Annotated in this window: 14 protein-coding genes, 1 pseudogene and 1 riboswitch; of the genes and pseudogenes, 6 read left to right on the top strand and 9 right to left on the bottom strand. The window is 60.6% G+C overall.

The features are described from left to right. Positions 1 to 106 precede the first annotated feature (106 nt). Positions 107 to 305: riboswitch (cobalamin riboswitch) on the bottom strand. A gap of 304 nt (positions 306 to 609) precedes the next feature. The 3 genes from D3M70_RS27540 to D3M70_RS27530 form a co-directional block, all read right to left on the bottom strand. Beyond that, positions 610 to 1,335, bottom strand: coding sequence for an aspartate/glutamate racemase family protein (locus D3M70_RS27540; RefSeq protein ID WP_120128992.1), 726 nt, complete (start codon positions 1,333 to 1,335; stop codon positions 610 to 612). A 23-nt stretch (positions 1,336 to 1,358) separates the two neighbouring features. Continuing rightward, entirely contained in the window at positions 1,359 to 2,867 is a 1,509-nt protein-coding gene (locus D3M70_RS27535) for an NCS1 family nucleobase:cation symporter-1 (protein WP_120128990.1), read from the bottom strand. A 184-nt stretch (positions 2,868 to 3,051) separates the two neighbouring features. Continuing rightward, positions 3,052 to 4,047 carry an aldo/keto reductase gene (locus D3M70_RS27530; RefSeq protein WP_120128988.1) on the bottom strand — a complete coding sequence of 332 codons (996 nt, stop codon included), beginning with the start codon at positions 4,045 to 4,047 and terminating at the stop codon, positions 3,052 to 3,054. A 256-nt stretch (positions 4,048 to 4,303) separates the two neighbouring features. Between D3M70_RS27530 and D3M70_RS27525 the strand changes: the two genes are divergently transcribed. Continuing rightward, positions 4,304 to 4,861, top strand: a complete 558-nt coding sequence (locus D3M70_RS27525) for an ATP-dependent Clp protease proteolytic subunit (RefSeq protein ID WP_120128986.1) — start codon at positions 4,304 to 4,306, stop codon at positions 4,859 to 4,861. Between the two features lie 57 nt (positions 4,862 to 4,918). Beyond that, positions 4,919 to 5,083, top strand: coding sequence for a hypothetical protein (locus D3M70_RS32135; RefSeq protein WP_165869906.1), 165 nt, complete (start codon positions 4,919 to 4,921; stop codon positions 5,081 to 5,083). 82 nt (positions 5,084 to 5,165) lie between these two features. On the opposite strand, the gene D3M70_RS27520 is transcribed toward D3M70_RS32135, so the two are convergent. From D3M70_RS27520 to D3M70_RS27505, 4 genes are all read right to left on the bottom strand, one after another. Beyond that, entirely contained in the window at positions 5,166 to 5,366 is a 201-nt protein-coding gene (locus D3M70_RS27520; RefSeq protein WP_120128984.1) for a general stress protein, read from the bottom strand. A 218-nt stretch (positions 5,367 to 5,584) separates the two neighbouring features. Further along, positions 5,585 to 6,343, bottom strand: a complete 759-nt coding sequence (locus tag D3M70_RS27515; RefSeq protein WP_120129239.1) for an endonuclease/exonuclease/phosphatase family protein — start codon at positions 6,341 to 6,343, stop codon at positions 5,585 to 5,587. Between the two features lie 134 nt (positions 6,344 to 6,477). Continuing rightward, the gene (locus D3M70_RS27510) at positions 6,478 to 7,692 is read right to left on the bottom strand and encodes an MFS transporter (RefSeq protein WP_120128982.1); all 1,215 of its coding nucleotides are present in this window, start codon (positions 7,690 to 7,692) and stop codon (positions 6,478 to 6,480) included. A gap of 195 nt (positions 7,693 to 7,887) precedes the next feature. After that, the gene (locus tag D3M70_RS27505; RefSeq protein WP_120128980.1) at positions 7,888 to 9,474 is read right to left on the bottom strand and encodes an ABC-F family ATPase; all 1,587 of its coding nucleotides are present in this window, start codon (positions 9,472 to 9,474) and stop codon (positions 7,888 to 7,890) included. Between the two features lie 706 nt (positions 9,475 to 10,180). On the opposite strand from D3M70_RS27505, the gene D3M70_RS27500 reads away from it, so the two are divergent. Both D3M70_RS27500 and D3M70_RS27495 read left to right on the top strand, forming a co-directional pair. Then, positions 10,181 to 11,086: a LysR family transcriptional regulator gene (locus D3M70_RS27500; protein ID WP_120128978.1), complete on the top strand. Its 906-nt coding sequence runs from the start codon at positions 10,181 to 10,183 to the stop codon at positions 11,084 to 11,086. Between the two features lie 191 nt (positions 11,087 to 11,277). Further along, positions 11,278 to 11,621: pseudogene (locus D3M70_RS27495) on the top strand (VOC family protein); the annotation flags it as partial. A gap of 71 nt (positions 11,622 to 11,692) precedes the next feature. On the opposite strand, the gene D3M70_RS27490 reads toward D3M70_RS27495, so the two are convergent. Together D3M70_RS27490 and D3M70_RS31795 are read right to left on the bottom strand one after the other, a co-directional pair. After that, positions 11,693 to 12,061: an NUDIX hydrolase gene (locus D3M70_RS27490; protein WP_120128976.1), complete on the bottom strand. Its 369-nt coding sequence runs from the start codon at positions 12,059 to 12,061 to the stop codon at positions 11,693 to 11,695. Between the two features lie 198 nt (positions 12,062 to 12,259). Then, positions 12,260 to 12,586: a hypothetical protein gene (locus D3M70_RS31795; protein ID WP_133306532.1), complete on the bottom strand. Its 327-nt coding sequence runs from the start codon at positions 12,584 to 12,586 to the stop codon at positions 12,260 to 12,262. Between the two features lie 397 nt (positions 12,587 to 12,983). Here D3M70_RS31795 and D3M70_RS27485 point away from each other — a divergent pair, with 397 nt between their 5' ends. Beyond that, a complete protein-coding gene (locus D3M70_RS27485) occupies positions 12,984 to 13,832 on the top strand; it encodes a transporter substrate-binding domain-containing protein (RefSeq protein WP_120128974.1) in 849 nt (282 codons plus the stop codon). A 77-nt stretch (positions 13,833 to 13,909) separates the two neighbouring features. Then, the gene (locus tag D3M70_RS27480; protein ID WP_120128972.1) at positions 13,910 to 14,572 is read left to right on the top strand and encodes an amino acid ABC transporter permease; all 663 of its coding nucleotides are present in this window, start codon (positions 13,910 to 13,912) and stop codon (positions 14,570 to 14,572) included. The last annotated feature ends 8 nt before the right edge of the window (positions 14,573 to 14,580 follow it).

Below are 14,580 nucleotides of genomic sequence, written 5' to 3'. Positions count from 1 at the left end.
ACAGGGCTGGCACCGGAAAGCACATCCCGACTCGCCGCCGAGCAGGCAGACAAGCACAGTTCACACACGAAGCGCGCACGGGTGTCCTTCCCGGACACCCCGCCGGTAGTGATTGACGCTTGCCGGCAGGTCTCCTGACTGGCGCATCGTCGCCACGCTTCGGCCTTCCCGGGATAACCCAGTGGCACATCTGAAGCAGGGCTCAGCGCCTACAGTTGCGGGGACAGTTCCGTTTGAGCCGTGCAGCGCAGGGCTCGCGGATTCCCTATTAATTCCCAGTGGAAACCGGCGGCGGGGATACTAAACGATTTGCGCAACACCGGCGAATCTTCAATGCCCGGCGTTCGATGGGTCAAACCCCGAAGCAGCAGGGCAGATCGAGTGTGTTTCCTCAGTCTGGTGCGCCGGAAAACTTTGTAGCAGTCCGGCTTGCCGGCGGCAGCGATCTGGAGGGCGCCACCGCCGGCAAGCCGTGCGGCTACAGCAGATCGAGTGTGTTTCCTCAGTCTGGTGCGCCGGAAACTTTGTAGCAGTCCGGCTTGCCGGCGGTAGCGATCTGGAGGGCGCCACCGCCGGCAAGCCGTGAGGCTACGGGTGAGGAGTGGACGGTCAGTCGAGGGCGAACGGCCAGCCGATGACCTTTTTCGGGCGTGGCGTCGCATAGGTGCGGACTTTGGAGGTCTTGAGCCCTAACCGCACCAGCGATTCGGCCAGCGCCACCGCCGCAGTCACACCATCGACCACCGGTACGCCGGCGCGATCACGAATCATCTGGTCCAGACCCGCCATGCCGCCGCAGCCCAGGCAGATCACCTCGGCCTTGTCCTTGTTCACGGCTTCGACCGCCTGCTCAGTGATGGCTTCCAGCGCGCGATCAGGCTTTTCTTCCAGTTCCAGCACACTCATGCCACTGGCGCGCACCGATGCACAACGCTCATAGACTCCTGCGAGTTTCAGCCGGTCCTCGATCAAAGGCACCGCGCGATCCAGCGTGGTCACCACCGAGTACTTGTGGCCCAGCAGCATGGCCAGGCTCGCCGCCGCCTCGGTAATGTCCACCACCGGCACCTCCAGCAGTTCCTGCAGGCCTTCGCGGCCATGCTCGCCATAACCCGCCTGGATCACCGCATCATAGGGCTGATCGTAGGACAGCACGCGGTCCATCACCGCGATGGCCGCCAGATAACTCTCGAAGTTGCCCTCCACCGACTCCGCACCAAAGCGCGGGGTCAGGCCGATGATTTCGGTGCCAGGGGATGCGACGCTGCGCGCCTGTTCGGCGATGGTCTGGGTCATCGACTCTGTGGTGTTCACGTTGACGATCAAAATGCGCATGGGTGGAAATCTCTCGCTTGCGGTCAATGCTGGGTATCTTGCACGGCAATGGCCTCGCCACTGACGTCTTTGAAGGTTTTGCGACGCTCGGCCAGCAACAGGTACAACGCTGCGCCTATGGCCGCGCCCATCAACCAGGAAAACGGCGACACCGACTCGAATGCCGGCACCAGCGCGGTGATGGTGGAGATGATCGCGGCCGGGATGAACGCCCACACCGCCCGCAGATTGACCCCGCGCCAATAGTGATAGGCGCCGGTCGGGTCCTCGGTATACAGCTGCGGAACGTCGACGCGACCCTTGCGCAGCAGCCAGTAGTCAGCCGTGATCACACCGTACAGCGGGCCGAGCAGGGCGCCCAGCCCGGACAGAAAATACACGATTACCAGCGGGCTGTTGTAGAGATTCCACGGCAGAATCAGCACCGCCACCGTGGCGCTGAGCATGCCGGCCCGGCGGAACGTCAGGACCCGTGGCGCCAGGCTGCTGAGCACGAACGCCGGGGCGACGAAGTTGGCCATGATGTTCACCGCCACGGTGACAATCAGGAACGCCAGGCAGCCCAGCACCAGAAAGAAGGTGTTGGGGATGGTCTTGATGATGTCGGTGGGGCTCTGAATGATCTGACCGTTGATGGAAAACTGCGCGCCGCAAATGATCACGGTGATGAACGCAAACAGCAGCACGTTGACCGGCAGGCCCCAGAAGTTGCCTTTGCGGATGGTTTTCTTGCACGGCGCCGAGCGCGAGAAATCACAGAAATTCAGAATCAGCGTGCCGTAGATCGCCAGCCACAAGGCGCTGCCGGCAAAAATGCTGCGCCACATCGGCAGACCTTCGAGCGGTGCGCCGTTGGACCAGGCGATGTGCCCGTTGGCCTGAGTGAACATCCACCCCGCAAGGCTGGCGACCGTGAGCAGAATCACCGGCCCGGCGAAGGCTTCGTAGCGTCGTACCATCTCCATGCCGTAGGCGAGAATCACGAACTGCACCACCCAGATGCTGAGGAAGCACAGCCAGCCAAGCGATGACAGGCCGAGCCAGGCGTCGTGATCGTAGTCGGCCAGTGCCGGATCCAGCGCAGTGAGCAGCACCCGTAACACGACCGAGGCCAGATAGGTCTGGATGCCGAACCAGGCGATGGCGATCACGGCGCGAATCAGCGCCGGGATCTGCGCCCCGAAAATGCCGAAACTCACGCGGCTGATCACCGGGAACGGCACGCCGGTCTTCTGGCCCATGTCGCCGGTGAGGTTCATGCACAAATAGACGAACGCCGCGCCGATGGCCAGCGACAACATGATCTGCCAACCGCCAAGACCCAATGCGTAGAGTCCGATGGCGAACGAGTAGTTCGCCAGATTGTGTACATCATTGGTCCACAGGGCGAAGATGCTGTATCCACCCCAAGTTCTGCCTTCGGCTTTGCTGGGGGCGAGGTCTTTGTTGTACAGGCGGGGGCTGAGCGCCGGATGGTCGGCGGTCGTGGCACGGGCGGCAAGGGCAGGATCGAGGGTGTTGTCTACTGGCATGTTCAACAATCTCCGGCGCTATTTGTATTTGTTTTTGTATACAGTGCGCAGGCAAGACTAACTGAAATGACAGATGAGTCAACGAGCAGGTTACAGACAGCGCGGATCGACAGGTTCGCGAAGGCCCGCGAACCTTATCTTTTGATAGCCGCCCGGCCGGGCGGCTACAGAGGGCGTGGCGTGATCAGTCCTTCATCGGCACCGGCGCCTGGGGGGCAATAAACCCCTGATCACGCATCGCTTGCCAGAATCCATCCGGCACCTGGGCATTGAGGGCCGCCACGTCTTCGGCGATACGAGACGGACGACTGGCGCCGGGAATCACCGCTGCCACGAGCGGGTTGGCGAGCACGAACTGCAACGCTGCCGACTTGATGTCCACCTGGTACTGCCGAGCGATTTCCTGAATGTGCGCCACTTTGTCGAGCATGGCCGGCGGCGCGTCCTGGTACTCGAAATGCTTGCCGCCGACCAGCACGCCGGAGCTGTAAGGGCCCCCGACGACGAACTCTGCATTGTGCTCGCGCGCCTTGGCGAACAGGCGTTGCAGCGGTTGTTCATGGTCCAGCAGCGAGTAGCGACCGGCCAGCAGAAAACCGTCCGGTTGCGCCTCGGTCAGATCCAGCGTCAACTCGCAGGGTTCGACGCGATTGACGCCCAGCCCCCAGGCCTTGATCACGCCTTCTTCGCGCAGACGGGTGAGGGTGCGAAAGGCGCCTTTGCGGGCAATGTTGAAATGCTCGATCCACTCGTCGCCGTGAGCGTCCTGCGCGACATCGTGAACGAACACGATGTCCAGTCGGTCGGTGTTCAGCCTCTCCAGGCTCGCGTCAATGGAGCGCATCGTGGCGTCAGCGGAATAATCGGTGATGATCTTGTTTTTCAGGCCGTAGCTGAACGGACCGGCGGCGGCTTCTGTATTCAACTCATCGGAGATCAGGCGCCCGATCTTGGTGCTCAGGGTGTATTGATCCCGCGGCACGGTCGCCAGCGCCTTGCCCAATCGCTGCTCGGACAGGCCGGCGCCGTAGATCGGCGCGGTGTCGAAATAGCGAATACCCTGATCCCATGCCGATTGAACAGTGGCAGCGGCCTCTTCTTCGCTGATCTCGCGGAACATGTTGCCCAGTGGCGCGGCGCCAAAGCCGAGGCGGCCGATGATCTTGTCGTGCAGACTCATGAGGGTGTCCTGTCTGGGGGGATGGAGGTTCGGATACTCCGTAAGAAGTCAGGGTCCGATGTTGTGTAGTGATCCTCCATTGAAGCAGGAGTTCGGCTGTTTGTGATCCGGTGATCCCGTGTAGCCGCAGACGCTGGGCTCAATTACGCATGTAAGGTCCGAGCTTCCCCCTCACACGCGCCATGCAACTTTTCACGCCCTGAGGGCTTCCAACGTTTCAGGCCGCGACGATTAATCCGCAAAGGGAGGGCAGTAGATGAGCGAGCACATCGTCCATTTCCATTGTGGGGTCGATCAGACCAGCACCGACCATTTCCGCGACCGCTGCCTGGAAGCCATCGGCAAGGGCGCCACCGGTCTGCTGCTGAACCTGTCCACCGCAGGCGGCAGCACCGCGCTGGGGTTCACGATCTACAACTTCCTCAAATCCCTGAAGGTACCGATCCGCGCGCTCAACAGCGGCAACATCGAATCCATGGGCATCGTCATCTACCTGGCCGCCGAGGAGCGCATCGCCTGCCCTCATTCGCGGTTCCTGATCCACCCCATGACGTGGTACTTCAGCCAGAGCTCGGTCGATCATTCGCGCATGCGCGAATACCTGCGCAGCCTGGACAACGACCTGCAACGCTACGTGAACATCTATTTGAGTGAAACCCAAGGCGCTGCGCACCCGCTGGACATCGGCCGCTGTCTGTCGGCGGAGGAGAAGGTCATACGCGCCGAGGACTCGCTGGGCTGCGGCATTGCCCATCGCGTCGAACAGCTGCAATTTCCCGAAGACGCGGTGCACTGGACAGTGAGCGCAAGCTAGGCTCAACCTGTGAAAACGGGTCGTGATCGACCCAAACTGAACGACGAGGATCCTGCCATGCACACCCAGCCCCAAACAGTTACGGACACCGGCGCACACCGCGCTGTCCATCCGGCCGAAGAAGACGTTGAAGTGGATGTCGATAACGATCCGGGCAACGAAGATCCCGGGTCTCAGTTTGACCGCGACGCCACCGTGCCGCTGATCGATCCTGATGAATGAGGCGCGCTGAACCCCACACATGAAAAGAGCGAGAGCTTTCGCCCTCGCTCGTTGCGCTGATCGACGTTGAACTGAACGTTGATCAGGATTTGCGGCCTGCGCCACCTTGCGGCATGGAGCCGCCTTTCTTGCTGGCGTCATCACGCTTTGCGTCTGACGTTCTCTGCCGGTCGTTAGCGACATTGCTGCCACCCGAAGCCTGGCCACCTTTTTTGCCTGCGTCGGAGGCTTTCTGGCGATCGTTGGCGAAGTTGCCAGGGTTCGATTTTCCGGTGTTAGCCATGATTACGTACCTCTTGTTATGAGAAAGGCGAGTCATGTGGCTCGCATTAAATGGGATGGGGGTACGCGCCGGTTGGTTTAAACAATTGTTGTCTTACCGGACAAACGGCGTGGGTTCCAGACACGCCGAGCACGTATACGCACAACGCTTTCTGCGCAGCATCCGCCAGCCAGGCCTCTCCCGCAGTTCAAGCGCAAGCGGTGAGGGCTGTGACGTCGTCACATGTGCACTTCGACGGCCAACGGCAGATGGTCGGACAGATGCGTCCAGGGTCGCGTCCCGAGGATTTTCGGGTCATGACTGGTGGCGTTGCGCAGGTACACCCGGTCCAGCCGCAACAGCGGGAAGCGCGCCGGGTAAGTCTTGGCCAGTCGCCCCAGATTGTGCTCGAACGCCTCGTGCAGATACTGACAGCGGCCCAGGCGTTTGTTGCCCTGCAACTGCCAGTCATTGAAATCACCGGCGATGACGACCGGCGCGTGCTCGGGCAGTGAATCGAGCAACGAACACAGCAGGTCCAGCTGTAACTGGCGGTGACTTTCCAGCAGGCTCAGGTGGACGCAGATCGCATGCACTTCCTCATGCCCCGGCACCTGCAATACGCAATGCAACAGGCCGCGTCGTTCGGGCCCGGTGATCGACACGTCGAGATTGCGGTAATGCAGAATCGGGTACTTGGAAAGGATGGCGTTGCCATGGTGCCCATCGGGGTAGACCGCGTTACGACCGTAGGCGAAATCGCTCCACATGCTGTCGGCGAGGAATTCGTATTGGGAGGTCACCGGCCAGTCGTGGTAACGGGCCGCGTGGCGGTCATGGCCGCCCAGCACTTCCTGCAGAAACACCAGATCGGCGCCTGTGCTGCGGACCGCTTCGCGCAACTCAGGGAGGATGAAGCGACGATTGAAGGCCGTGAAGCCCTTGTGGGTGTTGACGGTCAGCACGCGCAGTCGGTGGACGTCGCGCGTCCCCGCCATGTTTACCGGGGGAACGCTGACGTCAGAAGTGTCGGAGGTCACACGCACGCTCCTGTTGCATGGGGATGTGCTATTTCCGACCGATGCGGTTTCCGGCAGTTCAGCTTTTCCGGCTGAAACTGCTCGGCACTCAATTACAGCCGCGTGTCTACGGCGGGCCGTCGCGACAGCAACAGCGTCAGCCCCAGTGCGAGAATCGACAGCAACGCGGCGAAGAAAAAGATCCAGCCATAACCCATGCCCAGCGCGATGGCGCCCATCAAAGGGCCGGCGATGGCCAGCGCCAGATCGAAGAACACTGCATAGGCGCCCAGGCCGGCACCGCGACTGCTGTTGGGCACCTGTTTGATCGCCTCGACACCAATGGCCGGGTAAACCAGTGAAAGGCCGAAACCGGTAAGGCCCGCGCCAATCAGGGCAACCGTGGTGCTGGGTGATAGCCACAGCAGCGCCAGGCCGACGGTCTCCACCGACATACAGGTGATTGCCGAGCGGAAGCCGCCGAAACGGGTGATGGCATTGATGAAGAACAGCCGCGCCACGATGAAGCAGATGCCGAATACCGTCAGGCACCACGCCGCGCCTTCCCAGCCACGGTTGACGTAGTACAGCGTGATGAAGGTTGTCAGCGTGCCATAGCCGATGGACGACAGCGTCAGGCTCAGACCATAAGGCGCAACCCGGCCGAATACCGACCAGAACGCCATACGCTCGCCGCGCACGACGGGGACGGGCGGCTTGTTGCGAATCAACAGCAGCGCACTCAGGGCCAGCACCGTGAGCACCAGCCCCAGACTGACGAAACCCAGCGCGCCGACCATGACCACGCCCAGCGGCGCACCGATGGCAATGGCGCCGTAAGAGGCAATGCCGTTCCAGGAGATCGAGCGAGCGGTGTGCTCCGCGCCGACCTGACCGATGCACCAACTGATGGTGCCGACACCGATCAATCCCTGGGAGCCACCGAGTATCAGCCGGGCGATGACCAGAATCACCAGACTGGCGCTGGCATAGCGCTCCAGCAGCATGGCTGCGAGGGTCATGACGCCACTGATCGCAATGCCCGTCAGCCCGAAGACGATGGCCCGCTTGGTGCCGATGGTGTCGCAGATCCGGCCTGCCACCGGGCGGCTGAGCAGTGTCGCCAGGTATTGCGAACCGATCACCAGGCCGGCGACCACAGCGCTGAAACCCAGCTGATCGTGGACATAGCCGGGCATGACCGCGATGGGCAGGCCGATGCACAGGAAGGCAACGAAGGTATAGAAGACGATGGAGACGATTTGCAGCGTGATCGCCATGGAACTGGTGTTCGAGGGGGGGGCTTTCGGCGGCAGGGCGGCAGACATGGGACTCTTCGCTGGAGCGGTGGGAGTGCTTCATCATGGCTCGGGATGCGCAGAAATGAAAGCTGGCTAACGATTTAAAACTGTCGAATCAAAACGGTCGAACGGCACGGGCCCCGTGCTGCTCTGTATCTCGATCCCCGCCCAATAAAAAGCCCCGTCACCAGGACGGGGCTTTCGGATGCAACGCGTGGCGGCTTAGAACACCACACCCTGACTGCGCAGGTAATCGTCGTACGTACCGCTGAAGTCGGTCACGCCGTTGGGGCTCAGCTCGATGATGCGAGTGGCCAGCGACGATACGAACTCACGGTCGTGGCTGACGAAGATCAGCGTACCCGGGTAGTTCTCAAGGGCCAGGTTCAGCGCCTCGATGGATTCCATGTCCAGGTGGTTGGTCGGTTCGTCCATCACCAGCACGTTCGGCTTCTGCAGAATCAGCTTGCCGAACAGCATACGGCCTTGCTCACCACCGGAGATGACCTTCACCGATTTGAGGATTTCGTCGTTGGAGAACAGCATCCGCCCCAGGGTGCCACGGATGATCTGCTCGCCCTGCGTCCACTGACCCATCCAGTCGAACAGGCTGACGTCGTCTTCGAAATCATGGGCGTGGTCCTGAGCGTAGTAGCCCAGTTCCGCGCTTTCGGTCCACTTCACGGAACCGGCGTCCGGCGTCAGTTCACCCATCAGCGTACGCAGCAGGGTGGTTTTGCCAATGCCGTTCGGGCCGATGATCGCTACACGCTCGCCGGCTTCGACGGTGAAACTGAAGTTCTTGAACAACGTCTTGCCGTCGAAGCCTTTGGACATGTGCTCGATGGTCACGGCCTGGCGGTGCAGCTTTTTGGTCTGCTCGAAGCGAATGAACGGGCTGACGCGGCTGGAAGGCTTGACCTCGGCCAGCTGGATCTTGTCGATCTGCTTGGCGCGGGAAGTGGCCTGTTTGGCTTTGGAGGCGTTGGCCGAGAAGCGGCTGACGAAGGTCTGCAGTTCGGCAATCTGGGCTTTTTTCTTGGCGTTGTCCGACAGCAACTGCTCGCGGGACTGGGTCGCCGCGGTCATGTATTCGTCGTAGTTGCCTGGGAACAGACGCAGTTCGCCGTAATCCAGGTCAGCCATGTGGGTGCAGACGCTGTTCAGGAAGTGCCGGTCGTGAGAAATGATGATCATGGTGCTGTTACGCGCCGTGAGAACGGTTTCCAGCCAGCGGATGGTGTTGATGTCCAGGTGGTTGGTCGGCTCGTCGAGCAGCAGCACTTCAGGATCGGAGAACAATGCCTGAGCCAGCAAAACGCGCAGCTTCCAGCCCGGCGCGACTTCGGTCATCGGGCCGAAATGCTGTTCCAGCGGAATGCCCAGACCCAGCAGCAGTTCACCGGCGCGGGATTCGGCGGTGTAGCCGTCCATCTCGGCGAATTCGGTCTCAAGCTCGGCAACGGCCATGCCGTCGTCTTCGCTCATTTCCGGCAGCGAATAAATGCGGTCGCGCTCGGCCTTGACCTTCCACAGCTCTTCGTGACCCATGATCACGGTGTCGATCACGGTGAATTCTTCGTAAGCGAACTGATCCTGACGCAGCTTGCCCAGGCGCACGTTCGGCTCGAGCATCACCTGACCGCCCGACGGCTCCAGGTCGCCGCCCAGGATCTTCATGAACGTGGATTTGCCACAGCCGTTGGCGCCGATGAGGCCGTAGCGATTGCCGTTGTTGAATTTGACCGAAACGTTCTCGAACAGCGGCTTGGCGCCGAACTGCATCGTGATGTTAGCTGTGGAAATCAAGTGCGTATCCTGCTTGGGTTACAAGTGTGTAGTAGGTGTTTGCCTTCATCCATGGCCCAGCGTCTGGTCGATCCGGATTCGAATCGGCAGCTTCTCTACCGCCTTCCGGAGGGAGGCAGGGCTGAGGCAGTGGGCAAAGGTGGAAGCTGTGTCTCGACGCCATCTTCAGCGGGGTCCGGTCGCGAACGCAGGTTCGTGCCAGCCCTGAAGTGCATGGTCGCGTAGGGGTAATGCGTGTCATGTTGACGCCGCCGATGAATCTGCGGGGCGCTCAGTGCTGACGTAAAGTGCGCGATTGTAACACCGGTCGTTCGGATCTACATCCCGTGCTTCTTCAACGGAGGGGGAGTTAACCCGCTTGATAAGGCTGGCCACCGTCTCGTTACAGCGCCAGTCGCGGTGTATGCTGCTCATCCCTCATTCGGGAGCAAGGGCTTTGAAAGCTTTCGCGTTTCTTCGTGATCCTACGTTTCTCGCCGGTGTGCCCATATTGGTGGTCGGGCTCATTTACGATTTGCCGCTATGTACCGGGTTCGGTCTGTCGTTGGTTGCCTGCGCAATGATCGTCAACTGAGCGGTCAGCCGCACGACATCCCCTCACACTCCCTGAACGGCGCTATACGCGTGCGCTTCGCGATAAACTCCGTTTTTTGCGGCGAAGCCATGGCGCTTGAGCCGCCAGCCATGATGGGAAAGGGTCGAGGGTGTGATCAGAGAACTGAAGACATTTATCTGTGTGGCGCGGCGGGGGACGTTCGCGGCGGCGGGGCAGGAGGTTGGGTTGACCCAGTCGGCGGTCAGTGCGCAGATCAAGAACCTGGAAGAAAGCCTGGGCGTGCAGCTGTTCGATCGGTCGGCACGCGCCGCCACGCTCAACTCGGCGGGGCAGCGGGCGATTCCGCTGGCCGAGGAGATTCTGCAGCTCTTTTCGCGCATGGGGGCGCCCGATACCGGGAATGACTTCCACGGTGCCTTGCGCATCGGCGCCATCGGGACCGTACAGACCGGCATTCTTCCACAAGTGCTCGTCGCGCTGAAGGCCAAAGCGCCTTTCATCGAGGCCAGCCTGATCCCGGGGGTCTCACTCAATCTCCTGAGTCTGGTGGATTCCGGTGATCTGGACCTGGCGATCATCATCAACCCGCCTTTCGCGCTGCCCAAGGACCTGCGTGCCGAGGTCATCGCCCACGAGCAGTTTGTCCTGATCACGCCAACCAACGTGCGCGGCAGCGATCCGATCCAGCTGTTGCGGGACCATCCGTTCATCCGTTACGACCGAAACTCCTTCGGCGGACGGCGGGTGACTCAGTTTCTGCGGGAGCAGAGGCTGCACGTGCGTCAGACCCTGGAGCTGGATGAACTCGATGCCATTGTGAAAATGGTGCGCAGCGGCCTGGGCGTTGCGCTGGTGCCGCTGGCAGGGCTGTGGCTGGAGAACGTGTCGGACGTCAGGGTCGTGCCGTTGGGCGATCTCACGTTTGTCAGGGAAATTGTCCTGGTGACGCGCTATCAGCAGCGTCATGTTCCGCTGCTCAATCTGTTCCGCACCTGCGTGGTCGACGCCATGGCCCGGCACAGCGCCCTCGGCCGGGAAGCCAGAGCCTCTTCGTGATCCCGCCGAGGATGATTGAAACATCAGCCTCCCGCACTGAATCTGCGCGCTATGAAAGAATCTGCCGCAAAACGGTACGAAACGCTGCGACTCATCAAAATTATTGTGGCTCAGCGCGCGAAAAATCCGCTTTTATCACGCGGTCTTTCAGTCAAGAATCAGCTCACGCACAACAACCATCAGGAATACCCGTGAGCCTTTCTCCTTTCCATCTTGCAATCCCTGTTTATGACCTGGCGGCTGCGCGCCACTTTTACGGAGACGTTTTCGGTCTATCAGAAGGCCGCTCGAGCGCGCAGTGGGTCGACTTCGACTTCTACGGCCACCAACTGGTGATTCACGAGCACCCGAAGACCGCGTCTCAGGAATCGGTGCACTCCAATGCTGTGGACGGTCATGACGTTCCGGTCCCTCACTTCGGCATCATCCTGCACTGGGATCAGTGGGAAGCGCTGGCCGACCGCTTGCGTGCCCGGGAGACGAAATTCGTGATCGAACCCTACATTCGGTTCAAAGGGCAGGTCGGCGAACAGGCNTGGAGTTCAAGGCCTTCAAGGACATGAGCCAGCTGTTCGCCAAGTAAGCCTCGCCATTTGATCTCGCGGATCAGCGCGCCACTTCGCTCAAGAACGCTTTGACAATGGACTTCGCCGCCGGGTTGACCTTCAGATTGCCCAGTTCCTTGGCGGTGAACCATCGACAGTCGGCGATTTCATTCTTCGGCATCGGGGTGGCGATGAAGGTGACGGAGACTTCGAAAACGTGGTGCAGCACGGTCTCGCCTTCGAAGCGGGTGATGTAAGAGAGGTCTTCGAGGATCAGACCTGTCTCTTCGCGCAGTTCGCGGGCCGCGGCTTGCGCCGGAGACTCGTTGGCCTCGACCTTGCCGCCCGGGAGCGTCCAGCGGGCCTTGGGTTTGCGCACGTAAAGGATTTCGTTTTCCCGTCGGCAAATCACTGTGGCTCGTTCTTTCATTGGATGTTCCCTCCACCGTACAACCTGTGAGATGCGCGTGATCGGTAGCTCGTCACGCGCTTGTCACAAAAGCTTCATAAAGTGCTTTGAAGCATTTACGGTGCCAACGTTCCCCTTGATTTCACGTCGCTAACGTCCTGATAGAACCTTAGCAGTCCGCTGCCAGATGCAACGTGACATCTGAGTGACAACCTCAAGTCATTGGGAAGGGGTTTTTTGCGGCTGCACGGACTCCTTGTGCTGGCTTTTTTTCTGTGTCGTCTGCTTGTGCGTAGTTGGGGTTTGCGGGGACGACTTGGGTGGGGTGGACTTCTCCATCGAACCCGGCGGAGGAGGATTGGCGGGCTTTTTTTCGTAGCCTTGAGCGTCGCCGCCATTTCCGCCTGCGGGCGATGAGGGATTGACCCCCGGAGGCAGGGCCGACCCCACGTCGCCGGCCGCGACTGCGGGGCTGCTCATCGTCAATCCCGAGCCGAATGTCACGACGGCAACCAGCAACGCCCTGGATATTGTTGATCTGTTCATGGCGAATCTCCCGATTGAAGTGCTGCGTGAGGTTAGGCCGCGGTCTTCATCCCAATGTGCCCGTTGCGTGACGAACGGTCGGCGCGCTTGTTGAAGGGGCCCCGGAAGGGTGACCGTTCCGATGTCAGGCGGTTGCTCCTTTGCTAACCGCCCGATTGTGGCGCGTCGCGCACAACACTGGGGCCTCGTTACCCACGCGTTGAGGTGAACAGTAGCGTCCCGGCATCCCCGCAGCGTCTTCTCGCTTTCCTGTCTTTCCTAGCCCATTGATATCTCTGGATTTTCCGGCGCTGTGTTTTCTCGCCGGTTCTGTGGCACACTTTCTGCTGTCCATTCCGTTGTTACATACCACGTTCCGCTGTAGCGGAATAAACGATACCTCGGCGGAGTTTTTGACATGCATCGCGGACCTTCACTTTTGAAAGCTTGTGCGTTTGTTCTGGCGGCAACAGCTGCTCTGACTTCCACCGTCCAGGCAGCCGACAGCAAACTGGACAGCGTGTTACACCGCGGCCATCTGGTGGTCGGCACCGGCAGCACCAATGCCCCATGGCACTTTCAGGGCGCCGACGGCAAGTTGCAGGGTTTCGATATCGACATCGCGCGAATCGTCGCCAAAGGATTGTTCAATGACCCGACCAAGGTCGAGTTCGTGGTGCAGTCGTCCGATGCGCGGATTCCCAATTTGTTGACCGACAAAGTCGACATGAGCTGTCAGTTCATCACGGTCACCGCCAGCCGGGCGCAACAGGTCGCGTTTACGCTGCCGTACTACCGCGAAGGCGTGGCGCTGCTGCTGCCGGCCAACAGCAAATACAAGGAAATCGATGACCTCAAAGCGGCGGGCGATGGTGTCACGGTGGCCGTGCTGCAGAACGTCTACGCCGAAGAACTGGTGCATCAGGCGCTGCCCAAGGCCAAGGTCGATCAATACGACAGCGTTGATCTGATGTACCAGGCCATCAACTCCGGCCGCGCCGACGCCGCTGCCACCGATCAGTCTTCGGTCAAATACCTGATGGTCCAGAACCCTGGCCGCTACCGTTCTCCGGCCTTCGCCTGGAGCCCGCAGACCTACGCCTGCGCCGTGAAACGTGGCGATCAGGACTGGCTGAACTTCGTCAACACCGCTCTGCATGAAGCCATGACCGGGGTCGAGTTCCCGACCTACGCCGAGTCCTTCAAGAAGTGGTTCGGCGTCGATCTGCCGACACCGGCCATTGGCTTCCCGATGGAATACAAGTAACGCCGCGACATGAATTACGTCCCAACTGACGGGGCAGGGAAGGCCGTGGCGCCTTCCCGTCCCAGGTACTGCTGACCATGAATTATCAGTTGAATTTTGCAGCCGTCTGGCGGGATTTCCCCAGTCTGCTGACGGGGCTGGGTCTGGGCCTCGAACTGGCGTTGATCTCCATTGCCATCGGCTGCGTGATCGGGCTGATGGCCGCGTTCGCCATGCTGTCGCGCTACCGCGCATTGCGTGTGGTGTCCTCGGTGTACGTCACGGTGATCCGCAATACGCCAATTCTGGTGCTGATCCTGTTGATCTACTTCGCCCTACCGAGCCTGGGGATTCGCATGGACAAGATCCCGTCGTTCATCGTCACCCTGTCGCTGTATGCCGGGGCGTACCTGACCGAAGTGTTTCGCGCCGGCCTGTTGAGCATTCACAAAGGCCAGCGTGAAGCGGGTCTGGCGATCGGCCTGAGCGAATGGCAGGTGCGGGCTTACATCATCGTGCCGGTGATGCTGCGCAATGTGCTGCCCGCGTTGTCCAACAACTTCATATCGCTGTTCAAGGACACCTCGCTGGCAGCGGCCATCGCAGTGCCGGAACTGACCTATTACGCGCGCAAGATCAACGTCGAAAGCTACCGGGTGATCGAAACCTGGCTGGTGACCACGGCGTTGTACGTCGCAGCCTGTTACCTCATCGCCATGCTCTTGCGCTACCTCGAACAGCGCTTGGCGATTCGCCGCTAGGAGGCCCG

Origin of the sequence: Pseudomonas sp. LS-2, from assembly GCF_003605735.1 — a bacterium.
GTDB lineage: Bacteria > Pseudomonadota > Gammaproteobacteria > Pseudomonadales > Pseudomonadaceae > Aquipseudomonas.
The sequence above is the reverse complement of the archived record's forward strand: the minus strand, read 5'-3'. Positions and strand labels throughout refer to the sequence as shown.

What these genes read in the sequence shown, in the direction of transcription:
- D3M70_RS27540 (WP_120128992.1), bottom strand. Translation starts at nt 1,335, where the DNA reads ATGCGCATTTTGATCGTCAACGTGAACACCACAGAGTCGATGACCCAG.
- D3M70_RS27535 (WP_120128990.1), bottom strand. Translation starts at nt 2,867, where the DNA reads ATGCCAGTAGACAACACCCTCGATCCTGCCCTTGCCGCCCGTGCCACG.
- D3M70_RS27530 (WP_120128988.1), bottom strand. Translation starts at nt 4,047, where the DNA reads ATGAGTCTGCACGACAAGATCATCGGCCGCCTCGGCTTTGGCGCCGCG.
- D3M70_RS27525 (WP_120128986.1), top strand. Translation starts at nt 4,304, where the DNA reads ATGAGCGAGCACATCGTCCATTTCCATTGTGGGGTCGATCAGACCAGC.
- D3M70_RS32135 (WP_165869906.1), top strand. Translation starts at nt 4,919, where the DNA reads ATGCACACCCAGCCCCAAACAGTTACGGACACCGGCGCACACCGCGCT.
- D3M70_RS27520 (WP_120128984.1), bottom strand. Translation starts at nt 5,366, where the DNA reads ATGGCTAACACCGGAAAATCGAACCCTGGCAACTTCGCCAACGATCGC.
- D3M70_RS27515 (WP_120129239.1), bottom strand. Translation starts at nt 6,343, where the DNA reads ATGGCGGGGACGCGCGACGTCCACCGACTGCGCGTGCTGACCGTCAAC.
- D3M70_RS27510 (WP_120128982.1), bottom strand. Translation starts at nt 7,692, where the DNA reads ATGTCTGCCGCCCTGCCGCCGAAAGCCCCCCCCTCGAACACCAGTTCC.
- D3M70_RS27490 (WP_120128976.1), bottom strand. Translation starts at nt 12,061, where the DNA reads ATGAAAGAACGAGCCACAGTGATTTGCCGACGGGAAAACGAAATCCTT.
- D3M70_RS31795 (WP_133306532.1), bottom strand. Translation starts at nt 12,586, where the DNA reads ATGAACAGATCAACAATATCCAGGGCGTTGCTGGTTGCCGTCGTGACA.
- D3M70_RS27485 (WP_120128974.1), top strand. Translation starts at nt 12,984, where the DNA reads ATGCATCGCGGACCTTCACTTTTGAAAGCTTGTGCGTTTGTTCTGGCG.
- D3M70_RS27480 (WP_120128972.1), top strand. Translation starts at nt 13,910, where the DNA reads ATGAATTATCAGTTGAATTTTGCAGCCGTCTGGCGGGATTTCCCCAGT.